The organism is Tsukamurella strandjordii (assembly GCF_039525985.1).
Taxonomy (GTDB): domain Bacteria; phylum Actinomycetota; class Actinomycetes; order Mycobacteriales; family Mycobacteriaceae; genus Tsukamurella; species Tsukamurella strandjordii.
On the sequence record NZ_BAAAII010000008.1, the window covers coordinates 186993 to 204185 of the forward strand.

The window sequence follows — 17193 nt, forward strand, 5'->3', positions numbered from 1 at the left end:
TACTTTCTGGAGGGGTGGCCGCTGTGCGTGGCCGGAGTCATTCGAGGGTCGCGTACACGTCCGGCCGGTTGCGGCGCAGCGCGAGCGCCCACAGGAGGCCGGCGATGAATGCGGCGGCCAGCACGGCGAGGAAGACGTCGGCGAGGGTGGCCGAGCCGATGAGTACGTCGAAGTTGCTCACGACCAGCACGAGGATCGCCCCGAGTGCGACCAGCGCGAGGACAGGAGCGACGGTGCCGCGCCACAGGCTCGTCGTCCGCTCCCGGAGGAAGTGCACGACGATCGCGGCCGAGGTGAGGGCCAGCAGAGAGATCAGTCCGAGCGTCCCCGCGCCGCCGAACCACGCGTACACCTGCGTGACGGGGTCGAGCCCGGCGACCGCGGTGACCGCGACGAGCACGCTGATCACCGCGGAGGTGAGCAGCGACGCGATGTGCGGCGAGCGGTGCTCGGGGTGCACCTCGCCGAGACGCCGCGGCAGCGCGTCCTGCCGGCCGAGGGCGAAAAGGTACCGCGAGACCACGTTGTGCGCGGTGAGGACACACGCGAAGAAGCTGGTGACCAGGAGCACCTGCACCCCGTCGTGCGCGACCTGCGAGACGTAGCGCGTCGCGAGCCCCGGCGCGAGGCCCTCGGGATCCTCCGCGGCGAGCTCGGCGGCGCGGGACACCCCGAGACCGTTGATCATCGCCCACGAGGAGAAGGCGTAGATCACGGCGATGAGGATCACCGCGACGTAGGTGGCGCGGGGAACGGTGCGGTCGGGATCCTTCGCCTCCGACCGGAACACCGCAGTCGCCTCGAAACCGACGAATCCGAAGACCGCGAACATGATCCCGGTGCCGGTGGCGCCGCTCGTGAACGCGCCCCAGGACAGCGGCTCGGCAGAGAGGCCGTCCGCGCCTCCGCGGAGCACGATCGCGAGGTCGACCAGCGCGACGATCCCGATCTCCGCGACCAGCAGCACACCGAGGACGCGCGCGCTCACCTCGACGTTGCGGTAGCCCAGGTAGCCGATCGCCGCGAGCCCGGCGGCGGAGAGGATCCACCACGGCACCGACACCCCGGTGAACGTGACGATCACGTTGCGGGCGGCGGCGCCGAGGTATCCGGTCACGGAGACCATCAGGACGGCGTAGGTGACCAGGGCGAGCGCTGCGGCGCCGAGTCCGACGGTGGTGCCGAGGCCGCGCTGGACGTACGAGTAGAAGGCGCCGGCGTTGCGGACCTCGGGGGTCATCGCGGAGTAGCCGACGGTGAACAGCACCAGTACGATCCCGACGATCACGAAGTCGACGGGAGTGCCGATGCCGTTGCCGGTGCCCAGCATGAGCGGGATCAGACCGGCGAACACCGTCAACGGCGCAGCGAACGCCACCACCATGAAAACGATCTGCGGCACACCGAGCGTCCGCTCAAGGCCGGTGCCGACGGGTGCCTGCACTTCGCGCTGCTGCGTCACGAGAGCACGTTCCCGCCGACCCGGGCGCCCGCGGCGGTGAGCACCTCCGAAGAGGCGCGCTCCGCTGCGCTGACGGCACCGTCGATGTAGCCCTGGTTCAGGACCGCCGTCTCCGTTCCGGCCCAATGGATCCGCCCGATGGGCCGGCGGTCCGCGTCGGTGTACTGGGTCAGCGATCCGGGCGCGCGGGAGCCGACGCAGCCGCTGATCCACTGCTCGTGGGTCCAGTCCTTCTCGAGGTACGCCGCCGGATTCGCCGCATCGGGCCCGAACAGGGTGGTGAGGTCGGCGAGGAAGGCGTCGCGGCGCGCCGCCGGATCGTCGAGGATCGCGTCGGACCAGTGCTGGCCGCAGCCCGCACCGGCAGTGCCGTGGAAGGTCATGAGGATGCCGACGCTCGCGTCCGGCGGCGAGTTGTCGACCACGTAGTTCGCGACCGGGAGGTCGGTCACGGCCTGGCCGTTCAACCCCTGCTCACGCCAGAACGGACGGTCGTACACCGCGAACAGCTTGTTCTCGGAACCGGAGCTCCACCGTCGCTGCAGCATGCTGCGCCGGGTCGGGAGATCGGGAGTGAACCGGATGCGGGTCGCGTCCGCCGGCGACATCGCGACGATCACGCGATCGGCGCGGACGTCGAGCCGCGCGGACCGCACGAGCACCCCGTCGGCGTCCTGGTGGACGGCGGACACGGGGGAGTCGAGCACCACGGCCGGCCCGAGCTCGGCCGCCATCCGGTCTGCGATCGCCGCCGTCCCGCCCACCACACGCGATTCCTGCGCGCCGTCGGTGATGTTGACGGCGTGGTCGATACCGCCGCCGCCCTTGATCCGTGCGAGCTGGACCAGCAGCGAGGTGCTGTGCAGGTCCTCCGCGTTGGTCACGGTGAAGGCCATCGTGAACATCTCCCTGGCCTCCGCGGTGAACGAGTGCTCGTCGATCCAGCGGCCGAAGGTGGTCGCGTCCCACTCCTGCGCCCGGCGCGCCGTCCACGGCGCTTCGAGGGGAATCGATTTCGCCATCCGCTCCAGCCGCAGCTGCAGCTGGGCGAAGTCCGCGATCGCGAGGGGACTCATCGGCGGGATGGTTCCGTCGTAGCGCTTGGACCGGCCGCGCCGGTGGTAGATCGACTTGCCGTCGAGGTAGGTCTTGAAGGTCGTGAGGCCCAGCTCGTCGATGAGGGCGAGGACGCGGTCCTGGCCGGGGCCGACCCACTGCCCGCCGCCCTCGGTGGTCACGCCGTCGGTCACCTGCAGGTTCATCGTGCGGCCGCCGACGCGGTCGCCGGCCTCGATCACCGCCACGGAACGTCCGGCCTGCTTGAGTCGCCTCGCCGCCGTCAGCCCGGAGATCCCGGCGCCGATCACCACGACGTCAACGGTGCGCTGCTCGGTCATACCGCCACCTTCTCGATGTGCGAGACGACATGGTCCGCGATGCGCAGGGCGAGCGCGTCGGGGAGGTGATGCCCCATGCCCGGGATCACGATGTGGCGGGCGTGCGGAATCGCGGCGGCCGTCGCATCGCCTCCCGACGGCGCCACGATGAGGTCGCGGTCGCCGTTGATCACCAAGGCGGGCGCGGTGATCCGGGCCAGCTCGGCGGTGCGGTCGCCCGAGGCGGCGATCGCCTGGATCTGCCGGGCCGTGCCGGCGACGCCGTCACCCGCGGTGCGGTTGAAGGTGGTGACGGCGTGCGCCGCCTCCTCGACCTCGTCGATCGGATACGCCGTGCCGGCGAGGTGCGCCGTCATCCGCAGGTGCGCCCGGACCGCACCCACCCGGTCGCGCGGGGGAGGGCTCGCGATGAGCGCCATCGTCGAAGCCGCGGGTTGCCCCACCTTCGGATTCCCGGTGGTGGAGTACAGCGATGTCAGCGACGCGGTCAGTTCGGGATACCGCGCGGCGACGGTCTGCGCGATCATCCCGCCCATCGACCGCCCCACGACGTGCGTGGGTCCCAGCCCGAGGTGCTCGATGAGCTGGGCCGCGTCGTCGGCCATGTCCGCCAGCGTGTACGCGTCGCGGCGCGCCTTGCCGAGCACCTGCTGCAGCGTGTTCGGCGGCGGTGTCGTCGCGTAGGTCGACCGGCCGCAGTCCCGGTTGTCCATGCGGATCACCAGGAATCCCGTGGCGGTCAGCGCGGAGACGAACCGGTCCGACCAGGTCGTGAGGTCCTCCGCGAGGCCGGCGATGAGCAGCACAGGCGGGGCGCCGACGTGGCCGTCCATCCGATAGCAGATGCGGGTTCCGCCCGGCAGGGGCGCGAACCTGTCTTCCGTGTTCTCAGGCACCGACGGCCTCCTTCTCCTCCGACGGTGCGCCGTCGTCGGCTGTGGAGCCGAAGACCAGGGCGTCGTCGAGCAGGGGGCCGCGGAGGATCTTCGCGTCCTGCTGGTAGGACATGGACTGCTGGAACAGGCCCGTGCCCTGCTTGGGGATGACGTCTTTGGCGCGCTGGGCGTAGCCGGAGCTCAGGTCCAGGATCGGCCGGCGCTCCATGGTGGGGTCGGCTTCGACGCGGACGCTGTCGTACCCGAAGGCGTCCATGTGCGTGACCAGGTCGCAGAAGTAGCGGGCGAGGATCCCGACCTTGAGCGTCCACGCGGACGTGGTGTAGCCGATCGAGATGGCCAGGTTGGGGATGCCCGAGAGCAGCGCGCCGCGGTAGGCCACCGTGTCCGGCAGGTTGACCGGGGTGCCGTCGACCTCGAGGTCGATGCCGCCGAGCATCCGCATGTTCAGGCCGGTCGCGGTGACGATCAGATCGGCGTCGAGATGCTCGCCCGATTCGAGCGCGATCCCGGTCTCGGTGAACCTGACGATCTTGTCGGTCGCGACGGAGGCTGAACCGTTGCTCAGCGCCTCGAAGAAGTCGCCGTCGGGGCACAGGCACAGGCGCTGGTCCCACGGGTTGTACGGCGGGTTGAAGTGGGTGTCCACGTCGTAGCCCTCCGGCAGGGACTTGGCGTTGACGCGCCGAATGATCTTGCGGGTCAGCTTCGGGAAGGCGCGCATGAACTTGACCTGGGCGAGGTCGGTGGTGATGTTGGTGAACCGGGTCATCGCGTAACCGCGCTTCTCACCGAACGTCCGGCTCAGCCACTGTGCGAAACTGTCGACCTTGGGCCACGGCACCACGTAGGTCGGCGTGCGCTGCAGCATCGTCACGTGGGCCGCGGCACCGTCATGGTTCAGCATCGACGGGATCAGCGTGACCGCCGTCGCGCCACTGCCTATGACCACCACCTTTTTGCCCGAGTAGTCGTAGTCCTCGGGCCAGTGCTGCGGGTGCAGGATGTCGCCCTTGAAGTCCTCGCGGCCCTCGAAGTGCGGGGTGTAGCCCTCGTCGTAGCGGTAGTAGCCGGTGCCGGCGAAGATCCAGTTCGCGGTGATGCTCCGGTCACCGTCGGGAGTGCTCACGTCGAGGGTCCACCGGGCGTCGGCGCTCGACCAGGAGGCGCGCTGCACGGCGTGCTCCATCCGCAGGAGCGGCGCCAGGTCGAACTCGTCGATCGTCTCCTGCAGGTAGTTCACGATCTTCGGGGCCTCCGCGATGGCATCGGGGTCCGTCCAGGGCTTGAACTCGTAACCGAAGGTGTGCAGGCCGTTGTCGGACCGGATGCCGGGGTACTTGAACAGGTCCCAAGTGCCGCCGATGTTCTCGCGTCCCTCAAGGATCGCCACCCGCTTGTCGGGGAACGCCTCGGTGATGTACTTCGCGGCGCCGATGCCGGAGATACCGGCACCGATGATGACGATGTCGAATTCTTCGGTCTGCGGAAGTGTCTTCATCGTGGGCCCTTTCGGTGGTGACGTTGTGTCCGTGGTCACTTTGTGTGCCTACGACGGTGCCGGGTCAGACGGCATGTGAGCCACAACACACTGCTCCTAGTTCTTCGAAGGGGTAGTGCACTGTGCACATGCCCCTTCGGGGCGGCCATCGACGATCGCATCGTCTGGTGCATGGTGTTGCGTCACTCGGCCCTGGATGTTGCACCTCGTTGTAGCGCCCGTGGGTTTCGTCGCGAGAGCGTGAGAAGCGTCACGAGACACGGATCACATCTCACGGAGGAACGAACCATGCGCGACTTGCTCTTCGCCGCAGCGGACATCTGGATGATCGCCATCGGATTCATCTGCGGCGTGAAGTTCATCAGGAACTACTCGAATTGGTTGATCGGCCTCGAATGGATCATCATGGCCACGTCGGGCACGAACTTCCTGATCTACGGCGTGACGAAGGCCGGCGCCGATTCGCCGATGTACCACATCGCGTACTTCCTCGACGCCTTCTCCCGGTCGATCGGATTCACGGTGATCCTGGTGCTCGGCCTGCTCGCGGTCACCCACCGCTACCACCCGTCGAGGGCCGTCGAGATCGGCGCATTCGCCCTCGCCGCCGTGCTCGGCTACTTCCTCTCCGAGTTCGCCACCGAGATCGGCACCCCCGGCAAGGTGTTCTTCCTCGTCATGGCGCTCGGCGTCAGCGCCTTCCTCGTGTACTACGGGCAGCGACTGTGGGTGCTCGGCGAACACACCCACGCGATCTGGGTGTGGATCGCCACGGCCCTCAACGTTGTAGTCGCCTCCATCTACGACTTCTGGCACATCCCCGGTGACGACGCCAACCACACGTTGTTCTACATCCTCGCTCTGTTCACCTGGGGCCTAGCCATGCTTGTGATCTACCGCTCGTACGTGGCCTTCGACGCGCACAACCGCGCCGCAGTCGGTGACGGCAAAGCCGGCACGGCCGTCGTCCAGGGGGCTGAGCAGGCATGAGCGCGACGACGAACGCGGTCTACACCGACTTCACGGGCTGGATCGATCCGCCCACCGACGTACGTCCTCCGCTGAGGGAGAGTCTGACCTGCTCCGTCGCGGTGATCGGCGGTGGGCTCGCCGGAATGGCGACAGCGCTGCGGCTCGCGGAGCACGGCGTGGACACGATCCTGCTCGAAGCCGCGTTCTGCGGGCGCGGCGCCGGCTCGCGCAACGCGGGCCAGCTGGCCAGCGCGCCGGGCGGCGACATCCAGCTCCTGGATCTGCTGTACCGCAAGCAGATGCCGGCGATCATCCGCCTCACCGAGAACGCGGCGGCACACGTCGAGGACCTCATCGCGACACGGGGGATCGACTGCGACTACGAGGCCACCGGCAACGTCTTCGCCGCGGTCTCCCGCGGCCAACTGGGCCGGACGCGGCGGATCGCGAAGATCCTCCGCAGGGCCGGCGCCGAGGTCGAAGAGGGCAACGCCGGCGAGCTGGGGATCCCTCAGGGATTCCTCGGCGGTATGCGGGAGGTCCATGGCGGCATCATGAACCCGGGGAAGTTCCTCCGCGGGCTGCGCACAGCGGTGCTCGGCTCGTCGGCCCGGGTCTTCGAACAGTCCAAGGTCACCGACATCGTCCGGGATGGGACCGACGTGGTCGTCGAGACACCGGGCGGAATCGTTCGGGCAGGCACCGTCGTCCTCGCCACGAACGCCTACGCGGGCGAGTGGGACATCACCCCGAAACGGTTGTCGTCGCCGATGTGGGTGACCGAGGTCGAGACCGAGCCGATCGATCCGGAGCGGCTCGCCGCGCTCGGCTGGACGAGCCGGTCCGGGCTCGTTACGCAGCACAACATCATGGAGAACTACCGGCTCACTTCGCGCAACACCATCGTGTTCGGAGTGCGCAAGATCGAGCGCGTCGTCGAATACCCTCTGCCGGAACGGACTCCGGATCCGTCCGTCGTGGCCGACCTGGCGGAGGCCTTCGCCCGGCGGTTCCCGCCGCTCGCGGACGTCGGCATCGCCCGGGCGTGGGGCGGTTGGATCGGCATCACGTCGAGTTGGTTGCCCGTGGCTGGAACGACCGGAGGCAACGTCTACTACTCACTCGCGTGCAACGGTCACGGCCTGGCACAAGCGCCGTACATCGGTGCCCTCATCGCCGACCGGATCGCGACCGGCGCGATGCCGGAGGACTTGCGCACCGTGTGGGCCGACGAGCCGCGGTTCGGCCGCGCAGTCGGCCTGATCATGGGACGCCTCGGCGTCCGAGCGGCTTGGGCCCTCGACCGGTTCAACGACGCGCTGAACGGAAGCAAGCGGATCGCGCGGCGGCGCTATGCGGAGCCGGGCTGTGCGACGTAAGCGGTGACTCAGCTGTCTCCAACATCGCCCTGAACATGCGCGCTGATCCTATCGACGCGAGGAGGCCGCCGCCGTGCATCGCACCGACCCCGCGGAATGCGTCTCAGAGCCGTCCAGGTACACGCGGAGCCGGTATCCGAGTGTTCGGATACCGGCTCTGACTATGAAATTCTTGTGGAGCCTAGGAGATTCGATATCTCTAGGAGTCTCCTGACTGTCCACGACGTGGCTGACGGGGGTCATCGTGGCTGTTGTGGCCCTGTGGCGGTCGGTTTATCTGCAGGTTCTCCTCGACGGATTTCTTGCGCGGCCGGTGGCCGCGTTCCCAGCTCGAGGAGTCGGCTGCGGAGCGCCTCGTTCTCGGTGCGTAGTTGCTCGAGTTGTTCGGTCAACTGGCGGTTGCGGTCGATCGCGGTCGTGAGCTTGGTGCGGAGGGATTCCACGCTTGCCGCGGTCGAGCGTTCGGTTCCGGCGGTGGCAGTGCCGCGTTTCGCGTCGATTTCCTGTCGAAGCAGAGGTTGCTTGTAGAGGAAGCTGGTTGAAACGTCAGCGGCGCGGGCGACGGCGACGAAGGTGACGGGTTGTCCGGTGTTGTGCAGCCGGGTGATGGCTCGGCGTGCGCGGGCGGTCGCGCTGGTTGTGCGGGCGGCGGCGGCCGCGGTGAGGCGGGCGGTGCGGTGATCGCGGTCGCCTTCGCTCACCTGGGTGCCTGCGCGTCAGAGCCGATTTCGTCGATGAGCTTGGTGACCTTGTCGAGCATGCTCTTGTTCAGTTCCGCTGCCTGGCTGTCGCCGTTTTCCTGTGCTTGGGCGGCGAGCTGTTTGAGCTGGTCGCGGTGGGTGATGTGCGCGCCGAGGAAGGTGCGGCCGCCGGAGTCGTGGAAGGAGCAGTCGATGCAGGGGTTCGGGCGGAATTCGCAGCGTTGCGTCGCGGGGAGCGTGCAGAACCCGTTCGGAAGTGCGGTGGTGAAGCGGGCTCGCAGTCGCTCGACGGTGGCGTCAGCGCCGTTGTCGGGGTTGGCGTCCCAGAATTGTCGGGCTTTCCGGGCGAGGGTGTCGTCAGTGATCCGAGCGTAGGTCGCGGTCATGGTGTCGCTGTGGTGACCGAGGAAGTCGCGGACTTCCGGTTGGGTCCATCCGTTGTTGAGCAGGTTCATCCCGATGGTGTGGCGGAAGCGGTGGACGTCGCCGCCGGAGATCTTCTCGCCGGTGGTGATCGAGGTGGTGATGTCGTGCTCGCGGAACAGTGCGGCGAGGCGGTGGCGCAGGCCGCTGGTCGACCAGGGCTGGGTGCGGCCGGCGACGGCGCTGGACCGGGCGCCGGGGAAGAGGTGTTCGGCGTCGGGTCCGTAGGTGTCGCGGACGCGGGCCTGCTGGTCGCGGATGATCGTAGCGAGGCCATCGGGGACGGGAAACCGTCGCCAGGCACTGGTTTTGGTCATCCAGTATTCGATCCAGTACCCCTGGTCGCTGTGTTGGAGGCAGTCGATCGGGAGGGCGACGAGTTCGGAGATGCGGCACCCGGCCCACCGTGTGGTGGCGATCATCGCTCGGAGGGTGGGATCGGTGTCCGGGTTGTCGACGATCCGGGTGTCGATGCGTTCGATGACGTCGGGTGGGAAGGGCCTGGGCCGGCGGGTCTTGCGGTGGACGTTCTCGCCGCGGCGCAGGAAGACCGCCGATCCGAGGTCGTCGACGAGTCCGCAGTCGCGGAGTGTTTCCAGCAGGTAGGCCGCGGTGTTCGCGAGCTGAGAATTCGCGGTGGTGTCGGGACGGCGTGTCCATTCGAGGTAGTCGAGGAACATCGTGCGGGTGACCGCCGGCGGTTCGGGGACGGTGCCGTCGAGGGTGAGGAACTGGGCGAGTTGGCGGGTGGCGCGCAGCCACTGGGTGAGCGTTCCCCAGGACATGCTGGAGGTGGAGAGCTGTTGGCGGGCGAGGCGTTTGACGGCGTCTTTGAGCCAGGGCACCGGGACGGTGGCCCAGTCGACAGCGGTTCGTGTCGCCCCGGCTTGGGTGGTATCGAGGACGAACTCGAATCCGTCGCGCCAGTGCCAGTGATCCGCCGCCCATGGGTCGGGGTCGGTGGCCCCGTGCAGGAGCCGGAAGAATCTGCGGATGTAGGGGGCGCACAGGGAGTCGAAGTTGGTGTAGGGCCAGTATTGCCGGCACAGCAGCAGCCAGTCGTCGACGGGGCGTTCGGTCAGGGAGCTGGTGATGCGCCCGTCGGCGACCTCGATGAGGACGATCAGGACGCGGCGCAGTCCGGCGTTGGGGGTCCAGTCGCCGCGGCCGATCTTGGTGGCGGCGACGAACCGGATTTCGTCGGCGGCCGCCGCTGGGATACGGCGGAAGTCGACCGCCTGGGTGGTGGCAGGCCGGCCGCGCGGCACACCGACGGGCAAGGCACTGATGGTGGCCCAGGCGTCGAAGTCGCCGGGCTGTCCGGCGCGGAACCACTGGAAGTAGTGGGCGTAGCACAGCCCCGAGGTGGCGGCTGCGCGTCCGCCGGGGCCGCCGAGCCAGTACCGTTCGCCGTCGCAGTCGATGACGGCGCAGGGGTCGGTAGCGGCACGGCGGCGGTCGCCGGCGACATCGACGACCGGCCACGTCGCTGCGCACCAGGGCCCGTCCGGCACCTGCAGAGCAGGGACGTCGCGGGGCCCGGACCGGGCTCGCTCGCCGTTACCGTGCGCCATCGCCGTCTCCGTTCACTCGGTGCTGCTGCGGTTCTCGCCAGACCAGATGCTCGGTGTGGCGGAGCTTTTCGGCGAGGTCGTCGCTGGCGAGGTGGATGTACACGTCGGCGCTGGTTGAGTGGGATTGGCCGAGGCGGGCGGCGATTTCGGCGGCGGTCCATCCGGCTTTGGCCAGGGCGGTGGCGTGGGTGTGGCGGAGCATGTGCGGGTTGAGGTCGTCGATCCCGGCGGCGGCGCCGATCCGTTCGATGAGCTGGTAGGCGTTGGAGTAGGTCATCGGACCACCGACGGGTGGGCGGGAGAGGTTGACGAACACGTAATCGCTGTCGACGTGGGCGATCTCATCGAGCAGGTACGCCGCGTACAGGTCGAAGAACCGCCGCGGCGCGTCGACGATGAACTGGGTCTTCTGCTTCGACAGGGCGCCGTTGGCGTTGTCGTCGCGCCGGCAGATCATCACCTGCCGGCGCATCGGGTTCAGGTCGCCGTGGCGCAGGCCGAGCGCTTGGCCGACCCGCAGGCCCAGGTCGTACTGCGCCGACAGCAGCAGCCGGTCACGGGTGGTCGACGCCGCGGCGAGCAGCTTGGCGAAGTCAGTCTCGAAGTCGATCACCTGCACGGTCTCGGCCGGCTGCCGGTCGGGGCGGGCCAGGCGGGAGACCTCGCGTGGACGACGCTGCTCGAGGTGGGCGAGGAAGCTGTGCGCGCGCCGCGGCAACTTCGACGGATTGCGGGTCAGCACCAGGTCCTGCGGTCCGCGACCCTCGACGCGGTGGAACTCGTAGAACTCACGTACCGCGGCGCTGACCGCTTTCACGGTGCCGGGTGCGCGGCCCCCGCACCGTGACGGCAGCGGCGGCAGTCCTGCGGTGAGGACCGCGACGAAGTCGCACAGCTGCTGGAAATCCAGCTCATCCCAGGAGATTCCCCGGGCAGCGAGCCAGCGGTAGAACTGGCTCAGGTGCCGTGCGTACGAGCGGACGGTGTTCCGGGAACGCCCGATCGCCCGCTGCCAGTGCAGGAACTGCTCGATCTCGGGCACCGGCAGGCCCTGGTCGTCGACGACCGTCCACGACCGGACCCCGTGAACAGTGACCGGGGCGGCCCTCATCGCTGGTCCTCGATAACGTCGTCGCGGCGCGGCCGGCGGGTCTTGATGTCGGTGCGGCGCCGATCCTGCTCAACGCGTACGAGATCCTCGGTGCCGACGAGGTCGTCGGCGGTTAGCCGCCCGGGCAGCCACCGCACATCCCGCTTGCGCCAGGCGGCGTACCTCTCCTGCACCCGATCCATCGGCACCTCGAACCGTTCCCACTGCACCCCTGGGGCGCTGACCCAGATCCGCCGCACGTGCGAATCGGTGGCCGCGTCGTAGTCCCAGGTCAGTTCGCAGTGCGTGGGATCGCCCACCAGCTGCAGGGTCTGGGAGTCCTGCTTGATGAACGCCTTGCGCCGGGTGTTGGTGCCGTCCATCTCCTTGTGATGGATCGCCAGGTAGGTGCGGCCGTGGCTGCTCACCTCCGACCACTGGTAGGGCCGTTTGACCAGGTGCCCAGGCGGATGCATCCCCTGGGCGCTCAACCAGACGTTGGTGCCGGCGGAGACGAACGCCGCGACATGGCTGCCCCGCAGCAGCGGCTGCAGCATCGTCTGCAGATGCGCAGGCTGCTCCGCCATGAGCGTGTTCCAGTGATCGACCGCGGCCAGCAGCAGCGCGCCGATACCGATCGTCACCGGACGCAGGATCCGCTGCGCCTCCTTCCGGGACACCGTTCCCGGCAGCGGGTTGAGGTCGTCCATGAGTGTCGTCACGATCTGTCTCCTCTCGATGTAATTACTTGCGTGGAATTTTGCCTAACGTGGTATAGTTCTCAGGTAGGCAACACGCCGTGACCTGCAGAATTAGCCGCACCGGTTCGCCTCGATCTCGCGACCGAGACGGGCGTCACATCAGTCACTTGCGTTTCGGGTGCAGATAACCGGGCCGGTAGGAAAATCGCAGTTCACACGGTGTTTCTGCGCGGATTTGCGGTGGTGCCGCGATAGCGTGGAACGCAGGGATCGATCGAGGGATATGGAGGCGATCTGGGTGACGGCACTCATCTCGCAGGCCGAGGCGAACCCGGTGATGGTTGCGCTGACGCGACTGGCGCACGGCTGGTCGAAGAAGCGGCTCGCGGAGGAGGCCGGGGTCTCCGGATCGCACGTCACCCGGGTCGAGGCCGGTGCGCTGCCGCTGGCCGGTAAAGCGCTCGACGACTACGCACGGGCGTTGCAGTGCCCAGTGGACGCTCTGTGCGTTGCGTTCGAGCGTTCCCCTGCGCAGGGCACGCACTTCCGCGCCAACGCCACCACCGCGGAGTGGAAGCGCGACCGCGTCTGGGCGCGCGCCAACCTGGTTGCGATGCGCCTCGGCCGGGTCGTGGCCCACACCGACCTGGACCCGGCGCTGGCGCTGCCCGATCTCGACCCCGGGGACTACGCCGCCGAGCTCGGTGAGATCACCGTCGCGCAGGTCCTGCGCCGGCTCTGGCGGATCGCCGGGCCCATCCGGTCGATGGTCGAGCTGCTGGAAGCGGCCGGAGTCTTCGTCGTCGTCGAGGACTTCAACGACCGCGAGATCGACGCGGTCACCCTGCGTGCCACCGCGCATCACCCGCACCTGGTGTACGTCAACGCTGCCCTGCCGCCGGACCGGATGCGCATGACCCTCGCGCACGAGCTCGGGCACCTGGTGATGGATGCGATGACCCTGGTCAGCCCGGCCGAAACCGAACGTCGGGCGGATGTCTTCGCCGCCGAGTTCCTCGCGCCGGTCGACGACATCGGCCCGGCGCTGGACCGGGTCTCGACCCGGACCATCCACGAGCTCGACGAGTTGCGCCTGGACTGGGGGGTGAGCGAGTCCTCGCTCGTCGTCCGAGCACGTGAGCGTGGCGCGCTCTCCGACCGGCAGTACCGGGCGATGTTCCGTCTGCTCAACGAGACCGGCCGGATGTACGGCGCCCGGCCCGGTGTCCCTGCCGAGACCCCGGAGCTCGCGCGGGATGTCCTCGCTCAGCTCGCCACCGACGGATACAGCACCACCGAGCTCGACGCCCTGACACTGCTGAGCACCGACCGGCGCACCAGCCTGTTCGGTGCACCCGAAGGTGCCACCGCCGGCAGCCGGCATCTGACCGTCGTCTAACACCGCGGGGCGTCAAGGATGTCGCGGTGGGGCTGGAACGGCGAGGACGCGGTCAAAGACCACCACTGGAAGGTCCCACACGGGTGGAACAAGGCGGTGCAGGCCAAAGAGCAGGACGACGCCGCAGGCGGCCGCCACAACCGCGTCATCCGCACCGCGCCGAACGCGCTGGGGCGGGTGGTCCTGCGGTGCCAGTACCGGCGCCTCTACGCGGAGTTGCGGTGGACCGATGCGACGAAGAAGCACGCCGAGTACCTCGGCGAGATGACCTGGCAAAGCCGCGCCGACAACCTCGCCGCCGCATGGCGCGCAGCACACGCCCGCGGTCTCACGGCCAAGGTCCTCGAGGAAGAGTCCGCCGAAACCTGGTAGCAGCTAGCCCGGTGCCGCGCTCTACTGCATCCAGCGGGCGCAGTCTTCGGATGCCCGTGCCAGGACGACCTCCAGGCGGCGGGGATCACGCGGGCCACTGGTGAGGTACGTGATCGCGCTCTGGTCGTCGAGGTCCGCTGACGGCGCGCACATCCAGCAGGCCGCCGTCCACGGCTCGGCGGCGCGCCGAAGGGCCTGCCAGATGGTCAGCAGCCGCTCGTCCACCCAGCGACCGTCGGGGAACTGCCACACAGGGAACACCGGTGTGCCGCCGGCCAGCGGAACCCAGATCACCTGCTCCGCGGCGACCATCCGCGCCAGGTCATCGCCATCCAGACCGAGGTACCCGGTGACACCATCGGCGTCGTAGAAGGGCCCGACGATCCCGTCGAGGATCGCTCCCTCATCGTCGCCGGCGCTCGTCTCGTCCACGCACGGTGATGATCCGCGCGGTCCGGTGCACTTGTCCACCCGAATATCCCCGCGCCCTGGGGTCGATCCAGAGTGGATACTGACGACCATGACGGGAAGCGGCGACGAGGTGTGGTTCATCTCCGGCGATGAACGGCTGGCGCGGATTCTCGCCGACCCGCAACGGCGGGCCCGGGTGGGCGCCATCACCGCCGAGATGGACCTGATCGATCAGCGGTACCGCACGGCCGCCCACCTACTCGACGAAGCGGTGGCCACGACGGCCGCAGAAGTCGGTGCCGGCACGACCGCCGAGGTGCTCACCGCACTCCAGCGTCATCTCACCGCCGCTGGCGTGCGCGAGGTCGGCATCACGCTCACATTCGATGATCACGACGCGACGGTGCCGTGGAACCGGATCGCCGAACACCTCCTGCGCGACACCGACGACTGACCGCCGTGCACCGGACCCGCACCGATCTTCTAGTTGGGTGCGGACTCGTCGGGGACGAATCCGCTCGCCGCGGCGTCGGCGGCACACAGGGTCCGGACCCAGGTCCCGCGGCGTGTGAGGCCGCCGGCACGGCCGCATTGCTCGCAGGTCAGCTCCGAGCGTCGTTCCGCCGCCCGGATCAGCTCGTCGAAGCCCGGCCGGGGCCGGTCCGCTTCGAACTCCACGTAGTACCGCAGCCCACCGAACTTCTCCTTGACCTGCGCCAGCTGGTAGCCGGGGTCGATCGCCGCAAGCTCCCGGTCGAGATCGACGATCAGCCGGTACCAGCCTGGCCCGACATCCAGGGACCCGTACCACCCGGGAAGGAACCGTGCGCGGATACCCGCCAGGTCGTCCTCACTCACCTCGTCCATGCAGACCAGCCTGCCAGCACGCGGACACCGCGGTATGGGAGCGCCCGGCACCACCAACCTGCTTACAGGCCGAAGGCGCCGCCCGAGACCAGGATGACGACACCGAGGATGATCAGCACCAGGGGGAAGAGCACGCTTTCCCATCGTTCGAGGATCTCGGCGATGCGGCGGCGGGTGGCAACGAACCGGGCGATGTAGACCAGTGCCCCAACCAGGATCAGGAAGACCACGCAGTAGGCGGCGATCGCGGTGCGGCTGATGCTGACGAAGACGGGCACGTACACGCCGATGTTGTCGCCGCCGTTGGCGAAGGTCACGCCCGCCACGCCCAGGACGCCGACCGCGTTCCCCGCACCCTTCCCCGCCGCGGAGTCATCGCCGTCGCCGTCGTTGTCGCGGTATTCGCGCCAGCTCGACCACGCTGCCCGCAGCCCCAGGACCAGGGGGACGAGCCCGAAGTACGGAATCGCCGCGACGGGGAGGAATGCGCCGGCCCCGAGGGCGATCAGCACCGCGACGGCGAGAATGCCGGCGAATCCGAGGTACTGCCCGGCGGTGATCTTGGCCGTCAGGTGCCGCTGGCCCGCGCCGCGGGCGAAGAACAGGGAGATCACGATGATGTCGTCGATGTTGGTGGCCACGAACAGGCCCACCGCTTGCAGCACGGTCGAGATCATCACCGGCCACCCCGCCGTGACGGGGTGGCTGTGGTGGTCGCTCGGTCGAATCGGCCGGCGCAGTCGGCTGAGCAGAACCACCATCGGCCGGCGTCGGTGTGCCGGTGTGCGGGGGCGGTCGCCGGGTCGATGCGGGCCCCGCAGATCGGGTCGTGCGGGTGTCGGGTCTGCGTGAAGGTGATGCTGTGCAGGTCGATCGGGGCGCTGATGTTGCGCAGGCTTCGCGGGCCGAGGGCGGCGGTGGGCACACCGGCGCGGGTGGCGGCGGGCAGGAGCGGGTCGGTGATGACGGCGTGGCCGGCGCCGGCGAGGGCGGTGATGCGGGCGGCGATGTTGACCGCGTGCCCGAACAAGTCGCCGTCGCGGCGCACCGCGGTGCCGTGGTGGATTCCGGCGCGGAGGGCGAGGAATCCGTCCTCGTCGGCGGCGTGCTCGGCGAGGGTGGTGATCGTGGCCAGCATCGCATCGGTGGTCTCGGCGGTGAGCATCACCGCATCGCCGATGGTTTTCACCAGCCGGGCCTGCGGGTGCAGGGCTCGCCGGGCCTGCTCGGCCAATCGGATCGCGAGCTCGGCGGCCTCCTGGTCGCCGCACATCTCGGTGAGCACGCTGTAGCCGGCGAGGTCGACGAACGCCACCGCGACCTCCACCTGTTCGAGGCCGTCCAGCTCGGGCCGCGCACCGTGATGATGCCCGTGACGGGGCCCGCCGTCGGGCTCTGGCGTGGTCATCGGCCTGCGGTGCGGGTCGCGCGGAAGCGGGTCAGTGCCGCGTTCTCCCGGACGGTGAGGTCCCGCAGCGGCAGGCCCGCGAGGTGCGGGCGCAGCTGGCCGCGGTCGATGAACCGGTGCGGAGCGCCTTCGAGCCGGTGCAGGATCCGCGCCGGCGCGGTGCCGAGCAGGTCGTAGCCGACCAGGGTTCCGCCGGGATGCAGCACCCGGACGGCTTCGCGCAGCGCCTGCTCCCAGTCGACGACGTGGTGCAACATGATGAACGAGACGACGGTGTCGAACTCCCCGTCGCCGAAGGGCAACGCGGTGGCGTCGGCCACCTGCGCCACGGCCCGGTCACCGAAGCGCTGCAACCGATCCTGCGCGGCGTCGACCATCACCGGGTCGAAGTCGGTGACGGTGAGCTGCACCCGATCCGCCGGGGTGCACGCCGCGAGCAGCTGCGCGGCCATCGCGCCCCCGCCGCCGCCGATCTCCAGCACCCGCCCGGTGGGACGCACGCCCTGCAAGGCCCACGGCAGCACCCATCGCCGCGTCGCTGCCTCCCACGGCGTGCTGCGGCAGAACAGAGACTCGATCGTCGACATTGACGGCATACCCAGCAGCTCCCAACACCCGCTCAGGCCACCGGTCGGCAGCC

At 69.0% G+C, this 17193-nt stretch carries 18 protein-coding genes; 5 read left to right on the forward strand and 13 right to left on the reverse strand.

All coding sequences use genetic code 11. From position 1 onward, the window contains the following. Positions 1-37: 37 nt before the first annotated feature. The 4 genes from ABD108_RS15490 to ABD108_RS15505 are packed head-to-tail and all read right to left on the reverse strand — an operon-like array spanning position 38 to position 5256. Positions 38-1462 carry an APC family permease gene (locus ABD108_RS15490; RefSeq protein WP_343930746.1) on the reverse strand — a complete coding sequence of 475 codons (1425 nt, stop codon included), beginning with the start codon at positions 1460-1462 and terminating at the stop codon, positions 38-40. After that, positions 1459-2859 (reverse strand): flavin monoamine oxidase family protein, encoded by a 1401-nt coding sequence (locus tag ABD108_RS15495; RefSeq protein WP_343930747.1) that lies wholly within the window; start codon positions 2857-2859, stop codon positions 1459-1461. The genes ABD108_RS15490 and ABD108_RS15495 overlap by 4 nt, the downstream gene beginning before the upstream one ends. Beyond that, on the reverse strand, positions 2856-3755 hold the full coding sequence (locus tag ABD108_RS15500) for an alpha/beta fold hydrolase (protein WP_343930748.1): 900 nt from the start codon (positions 3753-3755) through the stop codon (positions 2856-2858). Before ABD108_RS15500 ends, ABD108_RS15495 begins: the two co-directional genes overlap by 4 nt. Next, entirely contained in the window at positions 3748-5256 is a 1509-nt protein-coding gene (locus tag ABD108_RS15505) for a flavin-containing monooxygenase (RefSeq protein ID WP_343930749.1), read from the reverse strand. The genes ABD108_RS15500 and ABD108_RS15505 overlap by 8 nt, the downstream gene beginning before the upstream one ends. Before the next feature lie 288 nt (positions 5257-5544). Here ABD108_RS15505 and ABD108_RS15510 point away from each other — a divergent pair, with 288 nt between their 5' ends. Further along, positions 5545-6246: a transporter gene (locus ABD108_RS15510; protein WP_305112649.1), complete on the forward strand. Its 702-nt coding sequence runs from the start codon at positions 5545-5547 to the stop codon at positions 6244-6246. Next, positions 6243-7607 carry an NAD(P)/FAD-dependent oxidoreductase gene (locus tag ABD108_RS15515; protein ID WP_305112650.1) on the forward strand — a complete coding sequence of 455 codons (1365 nt, stop codon included), beginning with the start codon at positions 6243-6245 and terminating at the stop codon, positions 7605-7607. Before ABD108_RS15510 ends, ABD108_RS15515 begins: the two co-directional genes overlap by 4 nt. 239 nt (positions 7608-7846) lie before the next feature. Here ABD108_RS15515 and ABD108_RS15520 read toward each other — a convergent pair whose 3' ends face one another. The 4 genes from ABD108_RS15520 to ABD108_RS15535 are packed head-to-tail and all read right to left on the reverse strand — an operon-like array spanning position 7847 to position 12117. After that, a complete protein-coding gene (locus tag ABD108_RS15520) occupies positions 7847-8308 on the reverse strand; it encodes a DUF6262 family protein (RefSeq protein ID WP_343930750.1) in 462 nt (153 codons plus the stop codon). Next, complete coding sequence (locus tag ABD108_RS15525; protein ID WP_343930751.1) at positions 8305-10305, reverse strand: tyrosine-type recombinase/integrase; 2001 nt, start codon at positions 10303-10305, stop codon at positions 8305-8307. Before ABD108_RS15525 ends, ABD108_RS15520 begins: the two co-directional genes overlap by 4 nt. Continuing rightward, positions 10292-11416 carry a tyrosine-type recombinase/integrase gene (locus ABD108_RS15530; RefSeq protein ID WP_343930752.1) on the reverse strand — a complete coding sequence of 375 codons (1125 nt, stop codon included), beginning with the start codon at positions 11414-11416 and terminating at the stop codon, positions 10292-10294. The genes ABD108_RS15525 and ABD108_RS15530 overlap by 14 nt, the downstream gene beginning before the upstream one ends. Beyond that, positions 11413-12117: a hypothetical protein gene (locus ABD108_RS15535; protein WP_343930753.1), complete on the reverse strand. Its 705-nt coding sequence runs from the start codon at positions 12115-12117 to the stop codon at positions 11413-11415. The genes ABD108_RS15530 and ABD108_RS15535 overlap by 4 nt, the downstream gene beginning before the upstream one ends. Before the next feature lie 277 nt (positions 12118-12394). Here ABD108_RS15535 and ABD108_RS15540 point away from each other — a divergent pair, with 277 nt between their 5' ends. Next, positions 12395-13495, forward strand: coding sequence for an ImmA/IrrE family metallo-endopeptidase (locus ABD108_RS15540; protein ID WP_343930754.1), 1101 nt, complete (start codon positions 12395-12397; stop codon positions 13493-13495). Between the two features lie 18 nt (positions 13496-13513). Next, positions 13514-13867 (forward strand): hypothetical protein, encoded by a 354-nt coding sequence (locus ABD108_RS15545; RefSeq protein WP_343930755.1) that lies wholly within the window; start codon positions 13514-13516, stop codon positions 13865-13867. Between the two features lie 21 nt (positions 13868-13888). On the opposite strand, the gene ABD108_RS15550 is transcribed toward ABD108_RS15545, so the two are convergent. Beyond that, entirely contained in the window at positions 13889-14299 is a 411-nt protein-coding gene (locus ABD108_RS15550; protein ID WP_343930756.1) for a hypothetical protein, read from the reverse strand. Between the two features lie 88 nt (positions 14300-14387). Here ABD108_RS15550 and ABD108_RS15555 point away from each other — a divergent pair, with 88 nt between their 5' ends. Then, on the forward strand, positions 14388-14732 hold the full coding sequence (locus ABD108_RS15555; protein ID WP_343930757.1) for a hypothetical protein: 345 nt from the start codon (positions 14388-14390) through the stop codon (positions 14730-14732). Between the two features lie 29 nt (positions 14733-14761). On the opposite strand, the gene ABD108_RS15560 is transcribed toward ABD108_RS15555, so the two are convergent. The 4 genes from ABD108_RS15560 to ABD108_RS15575 form a co-directional block, all read right to left on the reverse strand. Next, on the reverse strand, positions 14762-15145 hold the full coding sequence (locus ABD108_RS15560; RefSeq protein ID WP_224644792.1) for a hypothetical protein: 384 nt from the start codon (positions 15143-15145) through the stop codon (positions 14762-14764). Positions 15146-15207: 62 nt separating this feature from the next. Further along, a complete protein-coding gene (locus tag ABD108_RS15565; RefSeq protein WP_224644791.1) occupies positions 15208-15825 on the reverse strand; it encodes a cadmium resistance transporter in 618 nt (205 codons plus the stop codon). Continuing rightward, on the reverse strand, positions 15822-16553 hold the full coding sequence (locus ABD108_RS15570; RefSeq protein ID WP_224644790.1) for an adenylate/guanylate cyclase domain-containing protein: 732 nt from the start codon (positions 16551-16553) through the stop codon (positions 15822-15824). The genes ABD108_RS15565 and ABD108_RS15570 overlap by 4 nt, the downstream gene beginning before the upstream one ends. Then, the gene (locus ABD108_RS15575) at positions 16550-17140 is read right to left on the reverse strand and encodes a class I SAM-dependent methyltransferase (protein ID WP_224644789.1); all 591 of its coding nucleotides are present in this window, start codon (positions 17138-17140) and stop codon (positions 16550-16552) included. Before ABD108_RS15575 ends, ABD108_RS15570 begins: the two co-directional genes overlap by 4 nt. Between the last annotated feature and the right edge of the window lie 53 nt (positions 17141-17193).

Coding starts and splice junctions, on each gene's coding strand:
- ABD108_RS15495 (WP_343930747.1), bottom strand. CDS start 2,859: ATGACCGAGCAGCGCACCGTTGACGTCGTGGTGATCGGCGCCGGGATC.
- ABD108_RS15505 (WP_343930749.1), bottom strand. CDS start 5,256: ATGAAGACACTTCCGCAGACCGAAGAATTCGACATCGTCATCATCGGT.
- ABD108_RS15510 (WP_305112649.1), top strand. CDS start 5,545: ATGCGCGACTTGCTCTTCGCCGCAGCGGACATCTGGATGATCGCCATC.
- ABD108_RS15515 (WP_305112650.1), top strand. CDS start 6,243: ATGAGCGCGACGACGAACGCGGTCTACACCGACTTCACGGGCTGGATC.
- ABD108_RS15525 (WP_343930751.1), bottom strand. CDS start 10,305: ATGGCGCACGGTAACGGCGAGCGAGCCCGGTCCGGGCCCCGCGACGTC.
- ABD108_RS15530 (WP_343930752.1), bottom strand. CDS start 11,416: ATGAGGGCCGCCCCGGTCACTGTTCACGGGGTCCGGTCGTGGACGGTC.
- ABD108_RS15545 (WP_343930755.1), top strand. CDS start 13,514: ATGTCGCGGTGGGGCTGGAACGGCGAGGACGCGGTCAAAGACCACCAC.
- ABD108_RS15555 (WP_343930757.1), top strand. CDS start 14,388: ATGACGGGAAGCGGCGACGAGGTGTGGTTCATCTCCGGCGATGAACGG.
- ABD108_RS15560 (WP_224644792.1), bottom strand. CDS start 15,145: ATGGACGAGGTGAGTGAGGACGACCTGGCGGGTATCCGCGCACGGTTC.
- ABD108_RS15570 (WP_224644790.1), bottom strand. CDS start 16,553: ATGACCACGCCAGAGCCCGACGGCGGGCCCCGTCACGGGCATCATCAC.
- ABD108_RS15575 (WP_224644789.1), bottom strand. CDS start 17,140: ATGTCGACGATCGAGTCTCTGTTCTGCCGCAGCACGCCGTGGGAGGCA.